We start from the raw sequence: 16,825 nt of genomic DNA, 5'->3' as shown, positions 1-16,825 counted from the left end.
GGCGTCGGTGATGACCAATGGGTTCGAGAGCCCAGGACGTTGAAAACCGTACGAACGCCGGCTCGAATCCGTCTGGAGGACGTGCCGAGACCGTGCTGCGGGGGCTGTGAACCGAACCGAGTTCCACTTGGGACGGTTCGGCAAACTCCTTTTCGCGTTTTCGGCGGTATAGCACACAAATTCCGAGCGCGCCCGTCTTGATACGACGGTGAATGGTTGCCCGTTCACCGTGAATGGGGTTGGGTTGACGCCAACTTCGGCGATCGGGGTCGACGGGGATGAACGTGCTCGAGTACGTGGCCGATCGCTGGGATCGGTTGTCGTTGCAGGCGTTGCTGCACGTCAGCGCGGTGGTCCAGTGCACGTTGCTGGCCGCGGTGATCGGCGTGGCGATCGGTGTCGCCGTGTACCGCAGTCCGGCCGGGTCGGCGCTGGCCACCGCGTTGGCGAGCACGATCCTGACGGTTCCGTCGTTCGCGCTGCTGGCGTTGCTGATCCCGGTGTTCGGGCTCGGCGCGGACACGACGGTGGTGGCGTTGGTGCTCTACGCGTTGTTGCCGATCGTGCGGAACACGATCGTGGGACTCGCCGGGGTGGATCCCGCGGTCAGCGATGCCGCCAGGGGGATCGGCATGGGCCGGTTCGGCGTGCTGACGCGGGTGGAGCTGCGGCTCGCGTGGCCCGCGATCCTGGCCGGGATGCGGGTCGCCACCCAGATGCTCATGGGGATCGCGGTCATCGCGGCCTACGCGAAGGGGCCGGGGCTGGGCTCGGAGGTGTTCTCCGGGCTCGCGAACGCCGGCAGCGCCAACGCGCTCAACCAGGCCGTCACCGGCACCGTCGGCGTGGTGGTCCTCGCCCTGGTGCTGGACGGGGTCTACGTGCTCGTCAACCGTCTCACCGTCTCGAGGGGTGTCCGTGGCTGAGGGAATCGAGATCCGGCTCGACCACGTCACCAAGCGGTATCCGGGCCAGCAGGCCGCCGCGGTCGACGACTTCTCCATGGTCGTGCCCGCCGGGGAGATCGTGGTGTTCGTGGGACCGTCGGGCTGCGGCAAGACGACGACCATGCGGATGATCAACCGGTTGATCGAGCCGACGTCCGGCACGATCACGATCGGCGGCGAGGACGCGCTCAAGATCGACCCGGACGACCTGCGCCGCCGCGTCGGGTACGCGATCCAGCAGGCCGGGTTGTTCCCGCACTTCACGGTGGCGCAGAACATCGCGATCGTGCCGGGGCTGCTCGGCTGGGACAAGAAGAAGGTCGCCGCGCGGGTCGACGAGATGATGGACCTCGTCGGGCTCGACCCCGGCGAGTTCGCCGACCGGTTCCCGCGCCAGCTCTCCGGTGGCCAGCAGCAACGGGTCGGGGTGGCGCGCGCGTTGGCCGCCGACCCGCCGGTGCTGCTGATGGACGAACCGTTCGGTGCCGTCGACCCGATCACCCGCGGACACCTGCAGGACGAGCTGCTGCGGCTGCAGACCGAGCTGCGCAAGACGATCGTGTTCGTCACGCACGACTTCGACGAGGCGGTGAAGCTCGGCGACCGGATCGCGGTGCTGGGGGAGCGGTCGACGATCCTGCAGTACGACACGCCGGACGCGATCCTCGCCAACCCCGCCGACGACACGGTGGCCGGGTTCGTCGGCGAGGGCGCGTCGCTGAAGGCGCTGACGCTGACGCGGGTCCGCGATGTCGAGCTCGGCCAGGCGCTCACCGCGAAGGTCACCGCGGAGCCGTCCACTGTCGAGCTGGCGGACGAGCGGTACCTGCTGGTGCTCGACGAACGCGACCGGCCGCTGCGCTGGGTGCACGCGAAGGAGCTGGAGCGCGCGACGTCGTTGCGCGGCCTCGGCCGGCCGGTGCAGGACTCGGTGTCGCTGCAGTCGACGTTGCGCGACGCGCTGGAGGCGATGGTCACCGAGGGCGGTCGTGCGATCGTCACCGGCGGCCGCGGCGAGTACGTCGGCACGATCGACCTCACGACCGTCACCGAGGTCGTGCAACGGCTGCGGGCCACCGCATGACGGCCGAGCGGATCAGGTTCTGGGCGCAGCCGCTCGCGGTGCTGCTGATCGTCGGCGGCGTGCTGGCGTGGGTGTTCTCCGGCGAGCTGACCGCGACCGAGAAGGGCACGCTGAACGCGAGCTCGTTGCTGCGGGCGCTGGCCGACCACCTGCTGATGACGGTCGTGGTGACCGCGATCGTCGTCGCCGTCGCGGTACCGGCGGGCGTCGTCGTGACCCGGCCGTGGGCGCGCTGGCTCGCGCCGGTGTTCCTGGCGGTCGCGAACGTCGGCCAGGCCGCACCCGCACTCGGCGTGCTGGTGCTGTGGTTCCTGCTCACCGGCGCCACCGGAGGGTTGTGGGTGGCCGCGCTGCCGCTCGCGTTCTACTCGCTGCTCCCGGTGCTGCGCAACACGATCGTCGGCATCCAGCAGGTCGACCCGTCCCTCGTGGACGCCGGGCGCGGCATCGGGATGTCCGCCCGGTCGGTGCTGTGGCGGGTCGAACTACCGCTGGCCGTGCCACTCATCCTGGCCGGTCTGCGGACCGCGCTGGTGCTCGCGGTCGGCACGGCGACGTTCGGGCTCTTCGTCAACGCGGGCGGCTTCGGGTTGCTGATCGACACCGGCTACAAGCTCAACCTGATGAAGGTGCTGGTCACCGGCTCGGCACTGGCCGCGGGTCTCGCACTGCTCGTCGACTGGGTGGGCGCGGTGCTCGAACACGGCCTCGGACCGAAGGGACTGCGGTGAAACGGCTCGTGCTCGTCGTGGTGCTGCTGCTGGGCGGTTGCGGCCTCGACATCAACTCGTCGTTGCCCTACAAGGTGTTTCCCGGCTCCATCAAACCCGAGCCGTCGTTGCGCGGCGTCGAGGTCACCGTCGGCTCCAAGGACTTCACCGAGAACATCCTGCTCGGCTACCTCGCGGAGATGGCGTTGTCCGCCGCAGGTGCCGAGGTCATCGACATGACCGACCTCAAGGGCTCGCAGACCGCGCGTCAGGCGCTGCTCAACGGCGAGATCGACGTCGTGTGGGAGTACACCGGCACCGGCTGGATCAACTACCAGGGCAACGAGCTGCCCGTGACCGGCGGCGAGCAGGCCCAGTACGACGCGACGAAGAAGGCGGACCTCGACCGGTTCGGCGTCGAGTGGCTCGCCTACTCGCCGCTCAACGACCAGTACGCGTTCGCCGTCACCGAGGCCTACGGCGAGCAGCACGGCCTGCGCACCAACTCCGACCTGGCCGCGTTCCTCGCGAAGAACCCGGACCAGGCCGTGTTCTGCCTGGAGACCGAGTTCACCAGCCGCCAGCACCTACGGCCTGCCGCAGGCGCAGATCAAGAACTTCGGCATCGGCACGATCTACTCCGCGATCGCCGGCGGCACCTGCCCGGTCGGCGAGGTCTTCACCACCGACGGCCGCATCGCCGCGCAGGAGCTGCGCGTCCTGGAGGACGACAGGAAGGCCTTCCCGCAGTACAACGTCGCCCCGACGCTGCGCGCCGAGTTCCTCGCGCGGTACCCGCAGGTGCGTGGACCGCTGGAGACGGTGAGCAGGGCGCTCACCAACGACCAGATGATCGAGCTGTGCCGTCAGGTCGATGTCGAGGGCAAGGACGCCGGTGCCGTGGCCCGCGACTGGATGGTGTCGAAGGGGTTCGTCACCACGGACTGATCACCACCGACTGATCACCACGGACTGGTCACCGCATCGCGCGGCCGACCACCGGCAGCACCGACAGGACCGTCGCGACCAACTGCAGCACCAGCGCGATCGCGGGCGCGAAGGCGAGCGGTGGAATGAACAAACCCGCGCTTCGGCTCAACCCAACCCAGCCCGGCCACCGGCAGCTCATCGTCCACTTCGGACTGCGTCGAGCGCCTGCCCGGTCAGCCGCCGCAGCTCGTCGAGGTCACCGCCGCCCTGCCGCAGCCAGACGGTGGTGGCCGCGTCGAGGCACGCCAGCAGGCTCGCCACGACCGCCTCGCCGACCAGCCCGGCCGGGGCGTCACCGGTGCCGATCCTGCGTTCGACCTCCGGCGCCAGCACCTCCTGCCAGCGCAGGTGCTTCTCCAGGTGGGCCGCCCGCAACGCGGGGGTGGTCGCGACCAGCCGGGCGATCATCGTGCCCCGCTCGTGGCTGGTGAGCTCACCCACCACCTCGAGCGCGTGCCCGAGCGCGTCGTAGATCGGCTCGTCGTCGGGACGCGCGCGCAGTGCCTCCAGGATCACCGGCCCCTGCTCGGCGAGGTCACCGAAGACGATGTCCTCCTTCGAGCCGAAGTACCGGAAGAACGAGCGCCGCGAGATCCCGGTCGCCGCCACCACCTGGTCGACCGTCGTCTCCTCGAAGCCCTGCTCGAGGAACAACGCCAGCGCGGCGTCCACGACCTCCTCCTGGACGCGGCGGCGAGTGCGGTCCCACAGGCGGTCTGGCATTCCCCAACCCTAGTGCCGTGGCGCCTCTCCGGCATCTAGTGCTAACTTGGCACTAGATGCCAAGGAGGCCCTGAAGTGACAATCGACTACCGAGGTGCGCGTGTCCTGGTCACCGGCGCGAGTGCCGGGATCGGTGCGGAGTTCGCCCGTGAGCTCGCCCGCAGGGGCGCTGACCTGGTGCTGGTGGCTCGCAGGGTGGAACGGCTGGAGGCGCTCGCCGCCGAGCTGACGGGGGTCGACGTCACGGTGCTGCCGTGCGACCTCACCGAGCCGGACGCCGTGCCGAAGCTGGCGGCGGAACTGCGCAGTCGTGGCCTGAAGCTCACCGGGTTGATCAACAACGCCGGGTTCGGCACGTACGGGCCGTTCGCCGAGGAGGACGCCGACCGCCTGCGCACCGAGATCGCCCTCGACATCTCCGCGGTCGTGGAGCTGTCCAGGACGTTCCTCGGCGAGCTGGTGGCGTCCGGGCGCGGCGTGCTGGTCAACGTCGCGAGCATGGCCGCCTACCACCCGGTGCCGCGGATGGCGGTCTACGGCGCGGCCAAGGCGTTCGTGCTGAGCTTCACCGAGGCGCTGTGGCAGGAGCACCGGCGCAGCGGTCTGCGGGTGCTCGCGCTCTCACCCGGCGCGACCGAGACGGAGTTCTTCGACGTCGCGGGCGAGCAGGCGGCCGGTGGTGCGCGCAGGGTCGGCCCGGAGCTGGTGGTGCGCACGGCGTTGCGGACGCTGGACCGGCGCAACCCGCCGCCGAGCATCGCGGTCGGGCGGCTGAACCGGGTGATCGTGTCGTTGTCGCGGCTGGCGAGCCGGCGTCAGGCGGTCCGCGCGATGGCCGCGATGTCGGCTTAGGACACCGGCTCTAGGAATGCTTGCGGTCGGTGTGACCGAGTGACCGCTCCGGCGCCACCCGGTCGCGCACCAGCTGCTTGAGCATCGCGAGGTCCGGGAACCCGTCCTGCTCCTTGCGCGACCACACCGTCTCGCCGTCCAGCCGCACGTCGAACACGCCCCCGGTGCCGGGGATCAGCGCGACCTCGCCCAGCTCGGTCGTGAACGTGGTCAGCAGCTCCTGCGCGGTCCAGCCGGCGCGCAGCAGCCAGCGGCACTGGGTGCAGTACTCGATCTCCAGCCGGGGCGTCCTCATGCCTGCGATTGAACCGAAGTCCCCGCGCGGGTCGCGTCGCGGCCCCAGCTGGCCAGCAGCTGCAGGGCTTGCGCGGACGGCGAGCCCGGCTCGGCGTGGTAGGTGGTGAGGAACAGCTCCGGCTCGCTGGGCATCCGCAGCGTCTCGTAGGAGAGCGTCATCTCGCCCACCAGCGGGTGGCGCACCACCTTGGTGCCGAAGGACTTCTCCTTCACGTCGTGCTTGGCCCACAGCTTGCGGAACAACGGGCTCTTCAGCGAAAGCTCTCCGACCAGTGCGGCCAGCTCGGGGTCGTCGGGGAAGCACCCGGCGTCCATCCGCAGGAAGCCCACGACGTCGGCGGCCTTGCTCTGCCAGTTGACGAAGAGGTCCTGGTAGGACGGCTGCAGGAAGATCAGCCTGGCCCAGTTGCGCTCCCGCGGCTCGAGCTCGGACCAGTCGCCGAACAACGCGGCCGCCATCGGGTTCCAGGCCAGGACGTCCGAGCGCCGGCCGCCGATGTACGCGGGCACGCCGACGTTGTCGAGCAGGTGCCGCAACGCCGGTCGCACGTACGTGCGCTGTGCCTTCTTCTTGGGGCCGCCGACCCGGCACTGCGTGAGGTTCCGCAGGTGCGCGTGCTCGGCTTCGCTCAGCTGCAACGCACGCGCGATCGAGTCCCACACCTCGGCCGAGACGTTGCGGCCGTTGCCCTGTTCCAGCCGCGTGTAGTACGCGACCGAGACGCCCGCGAGCTGCGCCAGCTCCTCCCGGCGCAGACCGGGAACGCGGCGGGTGCGGCCGAACTGCGGCAGCCCCACGTCGTCGGGTGACAGCCGCGCGCGGCGGCTGCGCAGGAACTCGCTCAGCTCGGTGCGCGGGTCGACAGGCATGGTTCCGAGTATCCCTGACCTGGGCGAACTGTGCCTGCTACTGCCGGTGGTAGGCACAGCGGACGTAGGCGGACCAGGTGTCTGGGTAGCGCCCTCGAACCGGAGGAGTGTCGTCATCGACACGACGAACCGAGGAGAACACCTGATGAGCACCGTCGCTGCCTACGCCGCCCCGGCACCCAAGGCACCGTTGGAGCGCACCACGATCGTGCGTCGCGCGGTCGGTGCGCACGACATCCTGATCGACATCAAGTACGCGGGCATCTGCCACTCCGACATCCACCAGGTCAACGAGGGCTGGGGCGAGGCCATCTTCCCGATGGTCCCCGGCCACGAGATCGCCGGAGTCGTCACCGAGGTCGGCACCGAGGTGACGAAGTACGCCGTGGGTGACCGTGTCGGCGTGGGCTGCTTCGTGGACTCGTGCCGCGAGTGCGACTACTGCCTGCGCGGCCTGGAGCAGTACTGCGCCAAGGGCAACGTCCAGACCTACAACGCGATCGACCACAACGGCGACGTCACCTACGGCGGCTACTCGAAGCAGATCGTGGTCGACGAGAACTACGCCGTGCGCATCCCGGACTCGCTGCCGCTGGACGTGGCCGCGCCGCTGCTGTGCGCCGGCATCACGCTGTACTCGCCGTTGCGGCACTGGAACGTCGGCCCCGGCAAGAAGGTCGCGATCGTCGGCCTGGGCGGTCTCGGCCACATGGGCGTCAAGCTCGCCGTCGCACTCGGCGCCGAGGTCACCGTGCTGTCGCAGTCGTTGCGCAAGAAGGCCGACGGGCTCAAGCTCGGCGCCCACGACTACCGCGCGACCAATGACCCGGCGACGTTCACCGAGCTCGCCGGCAAGTTCGACGTGATCGTGTCCACGGTGTCCGCGCCGCTGAACTTCAGCGCCTACCTGGGCCTGCTCAGGACCGAGGGCGCCCTGGTCAACGTGGGCGCGCCGGAGGAGCCGATCTCGCTCAACCTGTTCAGCCTGATCGGTCAGCGCAAGACGCTCGCCGGCTCGATGATCGGCGGCATCGCGGAGACCCAGGAGATGCTGGACTTCTGCGCCGGGCACGGCATCGGCGCGGAGATCGAGCTGATCACCGCCGAGGAGATCAACACCGCCTACGACCGGGTGCTGTCGAGCGACGTGCGGTACCGGTTCGTGATCGACACCGCGACGATCTAACCCTCACGGCAGGGCATGCCGCTGTCGTGCGCCCTGGTCGCCCTCGCGATCACCGAGTCGAGTCGGTCGAGCGTGCCGCGCAGGTCGTTGATCTGCCGCTCGACCGACCCGCGGTGCTCGCGCAGCCGCACCAGCAGCTCCGGCGACGCCTCACCGTTCACCACGCACGGCAGCAGCTCCAGGATCCCGCCGGTGGACAGCCCGGCGCCGTAGAGCTGCTGGATCAGCTCCACCCGGTCGGCGGCCTCCGCGTCGTACCGCCGTTGCCCGCTCGCGGTGCGTTCGGATGTGAGCAGGCCCTTCTCCTCGTAGTAGCGCAGGGACCGCACGCTCACGCCGGTCTCCGCCGCCAGGTCTCCGATGCGCATATGACCTCCACCACAAAAGCTACCCCTGACGTCAGTGTCAGGTTTCTAGCGTAGAGGCCATGCTCCTCAGCAGCTACCGCCTCGGAAACCTGACCCTCCCGAACCGCCTCGTCATGGCGCCGATGACCCGGTCACGCGCCGTGGACGACAAACCGACCGCATCGACGGCCACCTACTACGCCCAGCGCGCCACCGCCGGCCTCATCGTCACCGAGGGCCTGCACCCGAGCGCGCCGAGCCAGTCCGGCCCGTTCACGCCGGGCCTGCACCGCGACGACCAGGTCGAGGCCTGGCGGACGGTCACCGACGCCGTGCACGCCAACGGCGGCCGCATCTTCGCCCAGCTCATGCACGGCGGCCGGGTCAGCCACCCGGAGATCGCGGGCCACCACCCGGCCGGCCCGTCCGCGGTGGCACTGACCACCGAGGTCTTCGCCGGCGGTGGCCGCAAGCCCGCGCCCACGCCCCGCGCGTTCGCCTCCTCCGAGATCGCCGCCGAGGTCCAGACGTTCGCCGACGCCGCCCGTCGCGCGGTCGACGCCGGCTTCGACGGCGTGGAGCTGCACGGCGCCAACGGCTACCTGATCCAGCAGTTCCTGTCCTCCAACGCGAACCTGCGCACCGACGGCTACGGCGGCTCGATCACCGGCCGCATCCGCTTCGCCGTCGAGGCCGTGGAGGCGGCGGTGGACGCCATCGGCGCCGAACGTGTCGGCATCCGCTTCTCACCCGGCGGCACCGTGTGGGACGTGGTGGAGGACGACGTGCCCGCGCTGTACTCGGCGTTGGTGAAGGCACTGCCGGACATCGCCTACATCCACGTCCTCGCGACGACCGACGACGAGACGCTGATGGGCCTGCGCAAGGCGTGGCCGACCGCGTTCATCCTCAACCCCGGCGGCCAGATCAGCCCTGTCGAGGGCACCAGGGAGCAGGGTGAGCGCTGGCTCGCCAACGGCGCCGACCTGATCAGCTACGGCCGCGCCTACCTGGCGAACCCCGACCTGGTCGAACGCTTCCGGCTCGGCCTCCCCCTCGCCACCGCGGACGCCGAGACGTGGTTCCAGGGCGGTGACAAGGGCTACATCGACTTCTCGAGCTACCGGCACTAGCTCCTAGCCGAACGTCCACCGCGTCGCCCCGTACGGCTCCCGGCTCGCCACCGCGTGCGCGCCGCGCAGGACGAGCCGGTAGACGTACCACGGCGGTGGCCCGCCGCTGGGCGCGGTGAACGGTGCCGTGAACGCCTCGCCCGCCACCTCGGCCGGCCACCCCGCCTCCCGGTAGCGCGCGGCGAGCCGGCCCAGGACGGCGGTGTCCACGACCCGCTCGGCCTCGCCCTCCAGCACGAGGTCGAGGCCGGTCAGCCGCACCGACACGGTGCACGCGGGGTTGGCCGCGATGTTGCGCGACTTGCGGGTGCCGGGCCCGCTCACGAAGTACAGGGCGTCCTCGAACCACACGGCACCGATGCCGGCCGAGTGCGGCCTGCCGTCCGGCCGCACGGTGTTCAGGAAGTACGGCACGTCGGCCGACGCCGTCTCGGTGGCGAGCTGGTCCTGCGCCCGGCTCCACGGCAGCGCCGCGTGGCCGTACTGGTCGAGGTTGCGGGTGTGGGTCGTCGAGTTCGTCATGCCTGACCGTCGAACGGGCGGGCGCGTTTTCGACAGGGCTACTCCAGCTGCCCGCAGGGCACCACGAAGAACCAGTTCGCGGGCTCGTGCTCCAGCCGTGCGTCCGCCGCCCCTGACGCACACTGCGCCCGCCCCTGCTCGACGCTCACGTCCCACGGCACGCCGCGCAACACCGGCCCCGGCTCCTGGAAGTACCCGATGACGCTCGACACGAGCAGGATCCCGACCACCCACTGCCCGGCGCGCACCGTGAACCGCCGCCACGCGACGGCGGGTGCCGCGTCCAGCCCCACCGCCATCGCCGTGAACAGGAACAGCACCGGCGCGATGCTGTACCGCTGACCGGAGATCACCACACCCGGCTGCTGCACCTGCAGCACCGCACTCCAGTTCAGCACCAGGCAGAGCAGGATCACCAGCGCGCTGTACCCGGTGGCGACGGCCGCCAGCGCCCGCCCGGCCCGGTCGCCCCACCACAGCCCGAGCACCACCGGCAGCCCGGTCACCAGCACCGCGCCGAGGACCACCAGGTTGCCGTGCGCCGGGTAGAACGCCGTGACCCGTTCCGACCCCGTCAACGCCACCACCGGCACCCGCAGCAGGCTTGCCAGCACCACCTGCACGGGATCGACCGCGTCCTGCGAGTACGGCGTGCGTTCGGCGAACAGCATCACCAGGCCCTGCGTCAGCACGGCGCCGAAGAACGCGATCGGCACCTCCTTGCGCGGCAGGAAGAGCCGCACCAGCGCGACCGGGGCCAGCAGGAAGACCAACGGGCTCGACAGCGCCGCCAGCACCACGGACAACGCGACCGGCACACGTGGACCGGTGCGCCACAGCAACGCCCAGAACACGCCGTACAGCAGGAACCAGTGCAGGTTCGCCATGTTGTTCAACGTCTCGGAGTTGCCCGCCGGCAGCACCACCACGAGCGAGGCCAGCACGAACCGCAGCCCGGTCGACCTCAGGTACGCCCCGGACGCCGCGAACGTGACCAGCGCGACGACCGCCCGCAGCACCGCCGCGGCCACCGCGAACCCGGCCGCCGTCCACTCCAGCGGCAGCAGCGCCACGACCTCGGCCACCAGCCGCGGCAGCAGGTGCAGGTACCCGCCGTACGGGTCGACGACGTTCTGCCAGGCGGGGAAGCGGATCGCGTCGACCGCGAACCGTGCGCCGTCCTCGGCCCACAGGTGGTCCAGGCGTGCCCAGCCGGCCGGGATGAGCAGCAGGAACGCCACCGACCCCAGGAAGCCGAGCACGTACCCGGTGACGGCCCGCTCGCCGTTCGACTCCGGTACCACGCTCTCCGCGAGCGCCTGCGGTCTGATCTTGGTCGCCGTCACCCTGCCGTCCCCCACGTCCGGTTCCGGGGGTGAAGCTACCGGTCAGCGCGCGGCGAGGTCCTGGTGGCGCTCGTAACGCTCCCACTGCTCGGCGCTGACCTGCCGGATGTCCGACGAGTTCAGGTTCGCGGCCTCGGCGGACCCGATCACCCAGAGCTTGTCCTCGAGCAGCAGACCCACGACACCTTGGGGGTTGGCGACCGCGGGCACCCCGGCGGGCACCCGTGCCGCGACCTTCAGGTGGTCGACGCCCGGCGGCCGGTCGTTCAGCACGGTGCGGGCGAACTTCTCCGCGACCGAGCGGCGTTCGAACCGCACGACCTTGCCGCCGACGACCACGTCGACCGTGCGTTCCGGCGACGGCATCGCGAAGCCGTTGAGCGCACTCGCCTCGTCGGACGTCTCGCAGCCCCGCAGCCCGAGCACGTCGAGGCCGAAGCGGGTGATGTTCGTGGGCGCGTTGGCCGCCCCGTCGACGGTGGAGCGGAACACGTCCAGCGCCACGCGCCCGCACGGGTCCACGGCGTTGACCGGGGCGTGTCCCAGCGGCGTGCGCGCCAGGCCGGGGCCCTCGCGCCAGATGCCGGGGATGAGCACGGGGCTGAACGGGTGCCGGGTGAAGTCCTTGTTCCAGAACGTCACGGTCGTGCCGTGGTCGGTCGAGTGCGCGATCGCCCACGTCGACGCCGCGTCGATCCACATCCAGTCCGCGCTGAACGCCTCGACGACCGACCGGGTGCGCGGCTTGTTCGTCGCGGACACCGGCTGGAACCCGGACGCGCTCAGCGCCTCGACACCGCTCGTGAACGTCGGGTCCTTCGACCGCAGCACGTACTGCCCGGCACCGTTCTGGTGCGAGGCGAGGCCGGTGGTGTCGGTGAACATCAGGTACACCCAGCCGTCGAGGTAGACGGCGGACTGCTGACCCGCGCCGTAGGTGTTCTCGCGGATCACGTCGCCGGAGGGCACGACGATCGACTGACCGTTGTTCGCGCGGGTCCAGCCGATCCCGTCCGGGCTGGTCGCGACACCGACGGAGCTGCCGTTCGCGTGGTTGTCGCGCGACGCCCCGGTGTAATACATGTAGTAGGTGCCGCCGATCTTGATCAGCGACGGGTCGCACGTGTGCATCGCGTCGAAGCTGGTCCCGCTGCCGGAGAACACCGGCACCGCCGTGCTCATCGGCCCGTCGAGCCCGGGACCCTCGCTGTAGAGGACGTCGTCACCACCGGGCGGCGCGGCGCTGAGCTGGCTGCACCACCACGTCCGCACCTTGCCACCGTCGAACATCACGGCGGGCGCGTAGTTGTAGGGCGCGTCACCGGCCCCGGCGACCACAACGCCGGGACTCTGCCTGCCGAGCTCGGTCTTGAGCGCGATCTGGTTCCTGGGAGCGGGCGCCTTCCGCGTGCTGCCCGTCGACGTGGGCTTCTGCTCGCTCGGGGCCGCCACGGGGTCGCCGACAGCCGCATTCGTGCACGCCGTGACCGCGCCGACGAGCGCGAGTGCAGCGAGCAGCGGAAGAGGTCGGCGACTCAGGGACACTCACTCATCATAGTGATCAAGTCCTCCAGACGGGTGAAGAACCTGGTCGCCGACCGTTCCATGCCCGGTGGATGTTCTTCGGGTCAGCCAGGTGAGCGGCGGTTGCAAGGGTGATGCCGCTGCCCAGCAGCACAATTCCGGTGGGCGACGGGATCAGTGGCGGCGCGCCGGTGTCAGCGAGCCGTTCCGGGCGGAACGGTAGCGGCGGAACGAGGTCCTCCTGTGCCGGTGCTGCTGTGGACGGATCAGCGAGTCTGGGCGGTTCCGGCAGTGCTGAGCAGGGCGAACCTGGGGTCGGGATGATCTCGTCGGGCTCGTCGTCTTGGCCGTGGGACCTGGCGAGCGCGTCCGAGTTGGTGAGCGTCGGCCGGATTCCTGTGACAGTCGGCACACTGTCGTTCACCGTGCGCTTCGCGGCGGTCAGGTCGAGGTCCGCGGCGTGACGTGCCAGCGTTGAGCCATGTCGTTGCCAGAACCGGTGATCCGCCCGGACGCGGTCGACCACTACGACCGCCTGCTGTCGTCCGATGCGCTGCCCTCCGACTCCTTCTGCCTCACCGCGGTGCGCGGCCTGGGCGTGGACGAGGCCCTCACCCGCTTCGGCGGCATCCCGCGGTGGCGTGAGGCGGACCTGGGCGAGACGGGCGTGCGCTCGGTCAACGCCTATCCCGACGAGCTTCTCACGGTGGTCGCGGGGGAGGTGTCCGGTTGGGTGCTGCTGGCCGAGAACAACGGGTGGCACGGCGCGAAAGCCGATGTGCTGCAACAGCTTTCGCGGGACACAGTGGTGGCCTCCGCCTTCTGGAACGTCAACTTCCACAGCACTCTCAGCTTGGCCTGCGGCGGGGAACTGCTGGGCGCGTTCGACTTCGTCATCGGCACGGAGAGACCGGACGCGCTGCTGCCGTACCTGGACGGGCTGGCGTTCGACGACCCCTACCGCAAGTGCGCGGAGTCGTTGGCGTTCGTGGAGCGCGTGTCCGGCACACGACTGACCGAGGAGTGGGCGACGACGCCGCACCAGGCGTCGGCGATCGTCGACCTGCGGCGGTTCCTGCCGAAAGATCCGACCGTCTGGCTGAGGAGCAACGAACCCGAACTGCTGGACTGGGCCGCCACCGCGTCCAGCGACGACGTCCGTGCCGCCGCCGCGGAAACCGCCCGTGCCGCTTGCGCAGCCGTCGACATCCCCGCCGAGGCCACCCTCGACGACGTCCGCCGCGACTACACCCGAACCCTGCAACTGCGCTGGGACCGGTGCGCCCCGCCCGATCCCGCGCTGGACCGGATCGCCCAGCTCCAAGCCTCCGTCACCAGACACCGAACCGAACCTGCCGAGGAACGCCTGGCCGAAAAACGGGCCCACGCACGTGCCGCCGTCATCGCCGCCCGCTGCGACAACCCCGTCGACGCTCTCGCTGCCGCCCGCTGCAACGCCGTGCGAGCCGGCCGCGCCCGCTGACCCCCCGAACACGCCGGTGCCCCAGGCCGGGGGAGTTGGCGTGGGGCACCGGGTGTGGTGGGAACGGTGGAGCCGCTCAGCCGTTCTCGGGCTGGGTGACACCCTCGTGGATGTCGTAGCGGTCCGCGTTCATGACCTTGTTCCACGCGGCGACGAAGTCGACGACGAACTTGTCGGTGGCGTCGTCACTCGCGTAGACCTCGGCCACGGCGCGCAGCTCGGAGTTCGAGCCGAACACGAGGTCGTTGCGGGTCGCGGTCCAGCGCACCGCACCGGTGGCGCGGTCGCGGCCCTCGAAGTTCTCCTCGTCCTCGGAGACCGACTTCCACTCCGTCTCCATGTCGAGCAGGTTGACGAAGAAGTCGTTGGTCAGCGTCTCCGGCTTGTCGGTGAGAACGCCGGCCGTCGAGCCGCCGTGGTTGGCGCCCAGCACGCGCAGGCCGCCGACCAGCACGGTCATCTCCGGCGCGGAGAGGCCGAGCAGGTTGGCCTTGTCGACCAGCAGGTACTCCGACGGCAGCGGGTTGGCCTTGCTGCCGAAGTTGCGGAAACCGTCGACCTTGGGCTCCAGCACGGCGAACGACTCGGCGTCGGTCTGCTCCTGCGTGGCGTCGGTGCGGCCGGCGAGGAACGGGACCTCGACGTCGTGGCCGGCGGCCTTGGCGGCCTGCTCGACCGCCGCGGCACCGCCGAGGACGATCACGTCGGCCAGCGAGACCTTCTTGCCGCCGGTCGCGGAGCTGTTGAACGCCTCCTGCACGCCTTCCAGCGCCCGCAGGGCCTGCGCGAGCTGGTCGGGCTCGTTGACCTCCCAGCCGCGCTGCGGCTCGAGGCGGATGCGGGCACCGTTGGCGCCACCGCGCTTGTCGCTCTGGCGGAACGTCGAGGCCGAGGCCCACGCGGTCTTGACGAGCTGCGAGACGGACAGGCCGGTCTCCAGGATCTTCGCCTTGAGCGCGGCGACGTCCTCGGTGGAGATCAGCTCGTGGTCGCGGGCCGGCAGGCGGTCCTGCCAGATCAGCTCCTCCTGCGGCACCTGCGGGCCGAGGTAGCGCTGGATCGGGCCCATGTCGCGGTGGGTCAGCTTGAACCACGCACGCGAGAACGCCTCAGCGAACGCCTCGTGGTCCTGCGCGAACCGGCGCGAGATCGGCTCGTAGATCGGGTCGAACCGCAGCGAGAGGTCCGTGGTCAGCATCATCGGCTGGCGGTTGAGCGTGCCGTCCTCGGGGTCGGGCACGGTGTTGGCGCCCGCGTCGCCCTTCGGCTTCCACTGGTGCGCGCCCGCCGGGGACTTGGTGAGCTCCCACTCGAACTCGAACAGGTTCTTGAAGAACAGGTTCGTCCACTTGGTGGGCTGCTGCGTCCAGGTCACCTCGAGGCCGGAGGTGATGGCGTCCCGGCCCTTGCCGGTGCCGTGCGTGCTGATCCAGCCGAAGCCCTGCGCGTCCATCAGCGAGCCCTCGGGCTCGGCACCGACCAGCGACGGGTCGCCGGCGCCGTGCGCCTTGCCGAAGGTGTGCCCACCGGCGATGAGCGCGACGGTCTCCTCGTCGTTCATGCCCATGCGGCCGAACGTCTCGCGGATGTCGCGGGCGGCGGCCAGCGGGTCCGGGTTGCTGTTCGGGCCCTCGGGGTTGACGTAGATCAGACCCATCTGGACGGCCGCGAGCGGGGACTCGAGGTCGCGCTCACCGCTGTAGCGGGTGTCGCCACCGAGCCACTCGGTCTCCGGGCCCCAGTAGACGTCCTCGTCCGGCTCCCACACGTCCGTGCGGCCGCCGGCGAAGCCGAAGGTCTTCAGGCCCATGGTCTCCAGCGCGCGGTTGCCCGTGAAGATCATGAGGTCGGCCCAGGAGAGCTTCTTGCCGTACTTCTTCTTGACCGGCCACAGCAGACGGCGGGCCTTGTCCAGGTTGCCGTTGTCCGGCCAGCTGTTGAGCGGGGCGAAGCGCTGCATGCCCGCGCCGGCGCCACCACGGCCGTCGTGCGTGCGGTAGGTGCCCGCGCTGTGCCACGCCATCCGGATCATGAACGGGCCGTAGTGCCCGAAGTCGGCGGGCCACCAGTCCTTCGACTCGGTCAGCACGGCGTCGACGTCGCGCGCCAGCTCGTCGAGGTCGACGGTCAGGAACTCCTTGCTGTAGTCGAAGTCACCACCCATCGGGTTCGCCTGGACGGGGTGCTTGCGGAGGATCCGGAGGTTGAGCTGGTTGGGCCACCAGTCTCGGTTGCTGCCGCCCTCGCTCGGGTGGCTGCGCCGGCTGTGAGCAACAGGGCACTCACCCTTCGACTCGCTCACCTTGGCGTCAGTGCTGTCGGACACGGGAATCCTTCCGGGTGTTCAAGAACTTTTCGCGGCGGTCGTGCACTCGGGGCAGGTGCCCCAGTAGATGACCTCGGCCTCGTCGATGACGAAACCGTGGTCGTCGGACGCGTCCAGGCACGGTGCGTGGCCGACGGCGCAGTCGACGTCGGCGATGGAACCGCAGGAACGGCATACGACGTGGTGGTGGTTGTCCCCGACACGAGCCTCATAGCGCGCTACCGACCCCTGCGGTTCTATGCGGCGCAGCAGGCCTGCTCCGGTGAGTGCGCGGAGTACGTCGTACACGGCCTGATGGGAGACCGCGCCGAGGTTCTGACGCACGACACCGATGATCGAGTCCGTGTCGGCGTGCGGGTGGTTGTGCACCGCGGACAGCACAGCCATCCGCGGAGCCGTCACGCGCAGTGACGCTCCACGCAACATTCGCTCGAAATCGGAAGCCGTGGGCACGGCCGCAACCTTGCCCGCTTTTCTGGAATGAG

16 protein-coding genes and 1 pseudogene are annotated in these 16,825 nt (G+C 70.2%); 8 read left to right on the top strand and 9 right to left on the bottom strand.

What is annotated here, in order from left to right; all coding sequences use genetic code 11:
• Nucleotides 1–278: 278 nt before the first annotated feature.
• The 4 genes and pseudogenes from BBK82_RS06845 to BBK82_RS06830 all read left to right on the top strand — a co-directional run bounded on the left by BBK82_RS06845 (nt 279) and on the right by BBK82_RS06830 (nt 3,689).
• Nucleotides 279–926, top strand: coding sequence for an ABC transporter permease (locus BBK82_RS06845; RefSeq protein WP_065914253.1), 648 nt, complete (start codon nt 279–281; stop codon nt 924–926).
• A complete protein-coding gene (locus tag BBK82_RS06840; RefSeq protein WP_065914252.1) occupies nt 913–2,031 on the top strand; it encodes an ABC transporter ATP-binding protein in 1,119 nt (372 codons plus the stop codon). The genes BBK82_RS06845 and BBK82_RS06840 overlap by 14 nt, the downstream gene beginning before the upstream one ends.
• On the top strand, nt 2,028–2,762 hold the full coding sequence (locus tag BBK82_RS06835; protein WP_065914251.1) for an ABC transporter permease: 735 nt from the start codon (nt 2,028–2,030) through the stop codon (nt 2,760–2,762). Before BBK82_RS06840 ends, BBK82_RS06835 begins: the two co-directional genes overlap by 4 nt.
• Nucleotides 2,759–3,689, top strand: a pseudogene (locus BBK82_RS06830) (glycine betaine ABC transporter substrate-binding protein). The gene BBK82_RS06835 and the pseudogene BBK82_RS06830 overlap by 4 nt, the downstream one beginning before the upstream one ends.
• Nucleotides 3,690–3,866: 177 nt before the next feature.
• Here BBK82_RS06830 and BBK82_RS06825 read toward each other — a convergent pair.
• On the bottom strand, nt 3,867–4,454 hold the full coding sequence (locus tag BBK82_RS06825) for a TetR/AcrR family transcriptional regulator (RefSeq protein WP_065914250.1): 588 nt from the start codon (nt 4,452–4,454) through the stop codon (nt 3,867–3,869).
• Between the two features lie 75 nt (nt 4,455–4,529).
• Between BBK82_RS06825 and BBK82_RS06820 the strand changes: the two genes are divergently transcribed.
• Nucleotides 4,530–5,306: an SDR family NAD(P)-dependent oxidoreductase gene (locus BBK82_RS06820; RefSeq protein ID WP_065914249.1), complete on the top strand. Its 777-nt coding sequence runs from the start codon at nt 4,530–4,532 to the stop codon at nt 5,304–5,306.
• A gap of 10 nt (nt 5,307–5,316) precedes the next feature.
• Here the strand turns inward: BBK82_RS06820 and BBK82_RS06815 are convergent, their stop codons facing one another.
• A complete protein-coding gene (locus BBK82_RS06815) occupies nt 5,317–5,601 on the bottom strand; it encodes an Rdx family protein (RefSeq protein WP_065914248.1) in 285 nt (94 codons plus the stop codon).
• A complete protein-coding gene (locus tag BBK82_RS06810; protein ID WP_065914247.1) occupies nt 5,598–6,473 on the bottom strand; it encodes a helix-turn-helix transcriptional regulator in 876 nt (291 codons plus the stop codon). Before BBK82_RS06810 ends, BBK82_RS06815 begins: the two co-directional genes overlap by 4 nt.
• 145 nt (nt 6,474–6,618) lie before the next feature.
• On the opposite strand from BBK82_RS06810, the gene BBK82_RS06805 reads away from it, so the two are divergent.
• Nucleotides 6,619–7,659 carry an NAD(P)-dependent alcohol dehydrogenase gene (locus BBK82_RS06805; RefSeq protein WP_065914246.1) on the top strand — a complete coding sequence of 347 codons (1,041 nt, stop codon included), beginning with the start codon at nt 6,619–6,621 and terminating at the stop codon, nt 7,657–7,659.
• Here BBK82_RS06805 and BBK82_RS06800 read toward each other — a convergent pair.
• Nucleotides 7,656–8,027: a MerR family transcriptional regulator gene (locus BBK82_RS06800; RefSeq protein ID WP_065914245.1), complete on the bottom strand. Its 372-nt coding sequence runs from the start codon at nt 8,025–8,027 to the stop codon at nt 7,656–7,658. The two genes, BBK82_RS06805 and BBK82_RS06800, sit on opposite strands and share 4 nt — an antisense overlap.
• A gap of 59 nt (nt 8,028–8,086) precedes the next feature.
• Here BBK82_RS06800 and BBK82_RS06795 point away from each other — a divergent pair, with 59 nt between their 5' ends.
• A complete protein-coding gene (locus BBK82_RS06795; protein WP_065914244.1) occupies nt 8,087–9,139 on the top strand; it encodes an alkene reductase in 1,053 nt (350 codons plus the stop codon).
• Nucleotides 9,140–9,142: 3 nt separating this feature from the next.
• On the opposite strand, the gene BBK82_RS06790 is transcribed toward BBK82_RS06795, so the two are convergent.
• From BBK82_RS06790 to BBK82_RS06780, 3 genes are read right to left on the bottom strand one after another with little or no spacing between them, the layout of a single operon-like run.
• Nucleotides 9,143–9,661 (bottom strand): pyridoxamine 5'-phosphate oxidase family protein, encoded by a 519-nt coding sequence (locus BBK82_RS06790; protein ID WP_065914243.1) that lies wholly within the window; start codon nt 9,659–9,661, stop codon nt 9,143–9,145.
• A 38-nt stretch (nt 9,662–9,699) separates the two neighbouring features.
• A complete protein-coding gene (locus BBK82_RS06785) occupies nt 9,700–11,007 on the bottom strand; it encodes a hypothetical protein (RefSeq protein WP_154697116.1) in 1,308 nt (435 codons plus the stop codon).
• 42 nt (nt 11,008–11,049) lie between these two features.
• Nucleotides 11,050–12,552 (bottom strand): glycoside hydrolase family protein, encoded by a 1,503-nt coding sequence (locus BBK82_RS06780; RefSeq protein WP_065914241.1) that lies wholly within the window; start codon nt 12,550–12,552, stop codon nt 11,050–11,052.
• Nucleotides 12,553–13,012: 460 nt separating this feature from the next.
• On the opposite strand from BBK82_RS06780, the gene BBK82_RS06775 reads away from it, so the two are divergent.
• Complete coding sequence (locus tag BBK82_RS06775; protein WP_065914240.1) at nt 13,013–14,014, top strand: DUF6461 domain-containing protein; 1,002 nt, start codon at nt 13,013–13,015, stop codon at nt 14,012–14,014.
• A 76-nt stretch (nt 14,015–14,090) separates the two neighbouring features.
• Here the strand turns inward: BBK82_RS06775 and katG are convergent, their stop codons facing one another.
• Nucleotides 14,091–16,340 carry a catalase/peroxidase HPI gene (katG, locus tag BBK82_RS06770; RefSeq protein ID WP_065914239.1) on the bottom strand — a complete coding sequence of 750 codons (2,250 nt, stop codon included), beginning with the start codon at nt 16,338–16,340 and terminating at the stop codon, nt 14,091–14,093.
• A gap of 18 nt (nt 16,341–16,358) precedes the next feature.
• Nucleotides 16,359–16,793 (bottom strand): Fur family transcriptional regulator, encoded by a 435-nt coding sequence (locus tag BBK82_RS06765; RefSeq protein ID WP_071812540.1) that lies wholly within the window; start codon nt 16,791–16,793, stop codon nt 16,359–16,361.
• Nucleotides 16,794–16,825 lie beyond the last annotated feature (32 nt).

It is taken from the genome of Lentzea guizhouensis (assembly GCF_001701025.1).
GTDB classification, from domain to species: Bacteria; Actinomycetota; Actinomycetes; order Mycobacteriales; family Pseudonocardiaceae; genus Lentzea; species Lentzea guizhouensis.
The sequence above is the reverse complement of the archived record's forward strand: the minus strand, read 5'-3'. Positions and strand labels throughout refer to the sequence as shown.

Bases quoted from the DNA above. Each gene is read 5' to 3' on its own strand.
- BBK82_RS06845 (WP_065914253.1), top strand. From the start codon at position 279: ATGAACGTGCTCGAGTACGTGGCCGATCGCTGGGATCGGTTGTCGTTG.
- BBK82_RS06835 (WP_065914251.1), top strand. From the start codon at position 2,028: ATGACGGCCGAGCGGATCAGGTTCTGGGCGCAGCCGCTCGCGGTGCTG.
- BBK82_RS06825 (WP_065914250.1), bottom strand. From the start codon at position 4,454: ATGCCAGACCGCCTGTGGGACCGCACTCGCCGCCGCGTCCAGGAGGAG.
- BBK82_RS06815 (WP_065914248.1), bottom strand. From the start codon at position 5,601: ATGAGGACGCCCCGGCTGGAGATCGAGTACTGCACCCAGTGCCGCTGG.
- BBK82_RS06810 (WP_065914247.1), bottom strand. From the start codon at position 6,473: ATGCCTGTCGACCCGCGCACCGAGCTGAGCGAGTTCCTGCGCAGCCGC.
- BBK82_RS06805 (WP_065914246.1), top strand. From the start codon at position 6,619: ATGAGCACCGTCGCTGCCTACGCCGCCCCGGCACCCAAGGCACCGTTG.
- BBK82_RS06800 (WP_065914245.1), bottom strand. From the start codon at position 8,027: ATGCGCATCGGAGACCTGGCGGCGGAGACCGGCGTGAGCGTGCGGTCC.
- BBK82_RS06795 (WP_065914244.1), top strand. From the start codon at position 8,087: ATGCTCCTCAGCAGCTACCGCCTCGGAAACCTGACCCTCCCGAACCGC.
- BBK82_RS06790 (WP_065914243.1), bottom strand. From the start codon at position 9,661: ATGACGAACTCGACGACCCACACCCGCAACCTCGACCAGTACGGCCAC.
- BBK82_RS06775 (WP_065914240.1), top strand. From the start codon at position 13,013: ATGTCGTTGCCAGAACCGGTGATCCGCCCGGACGCGGTCGACCACTAC.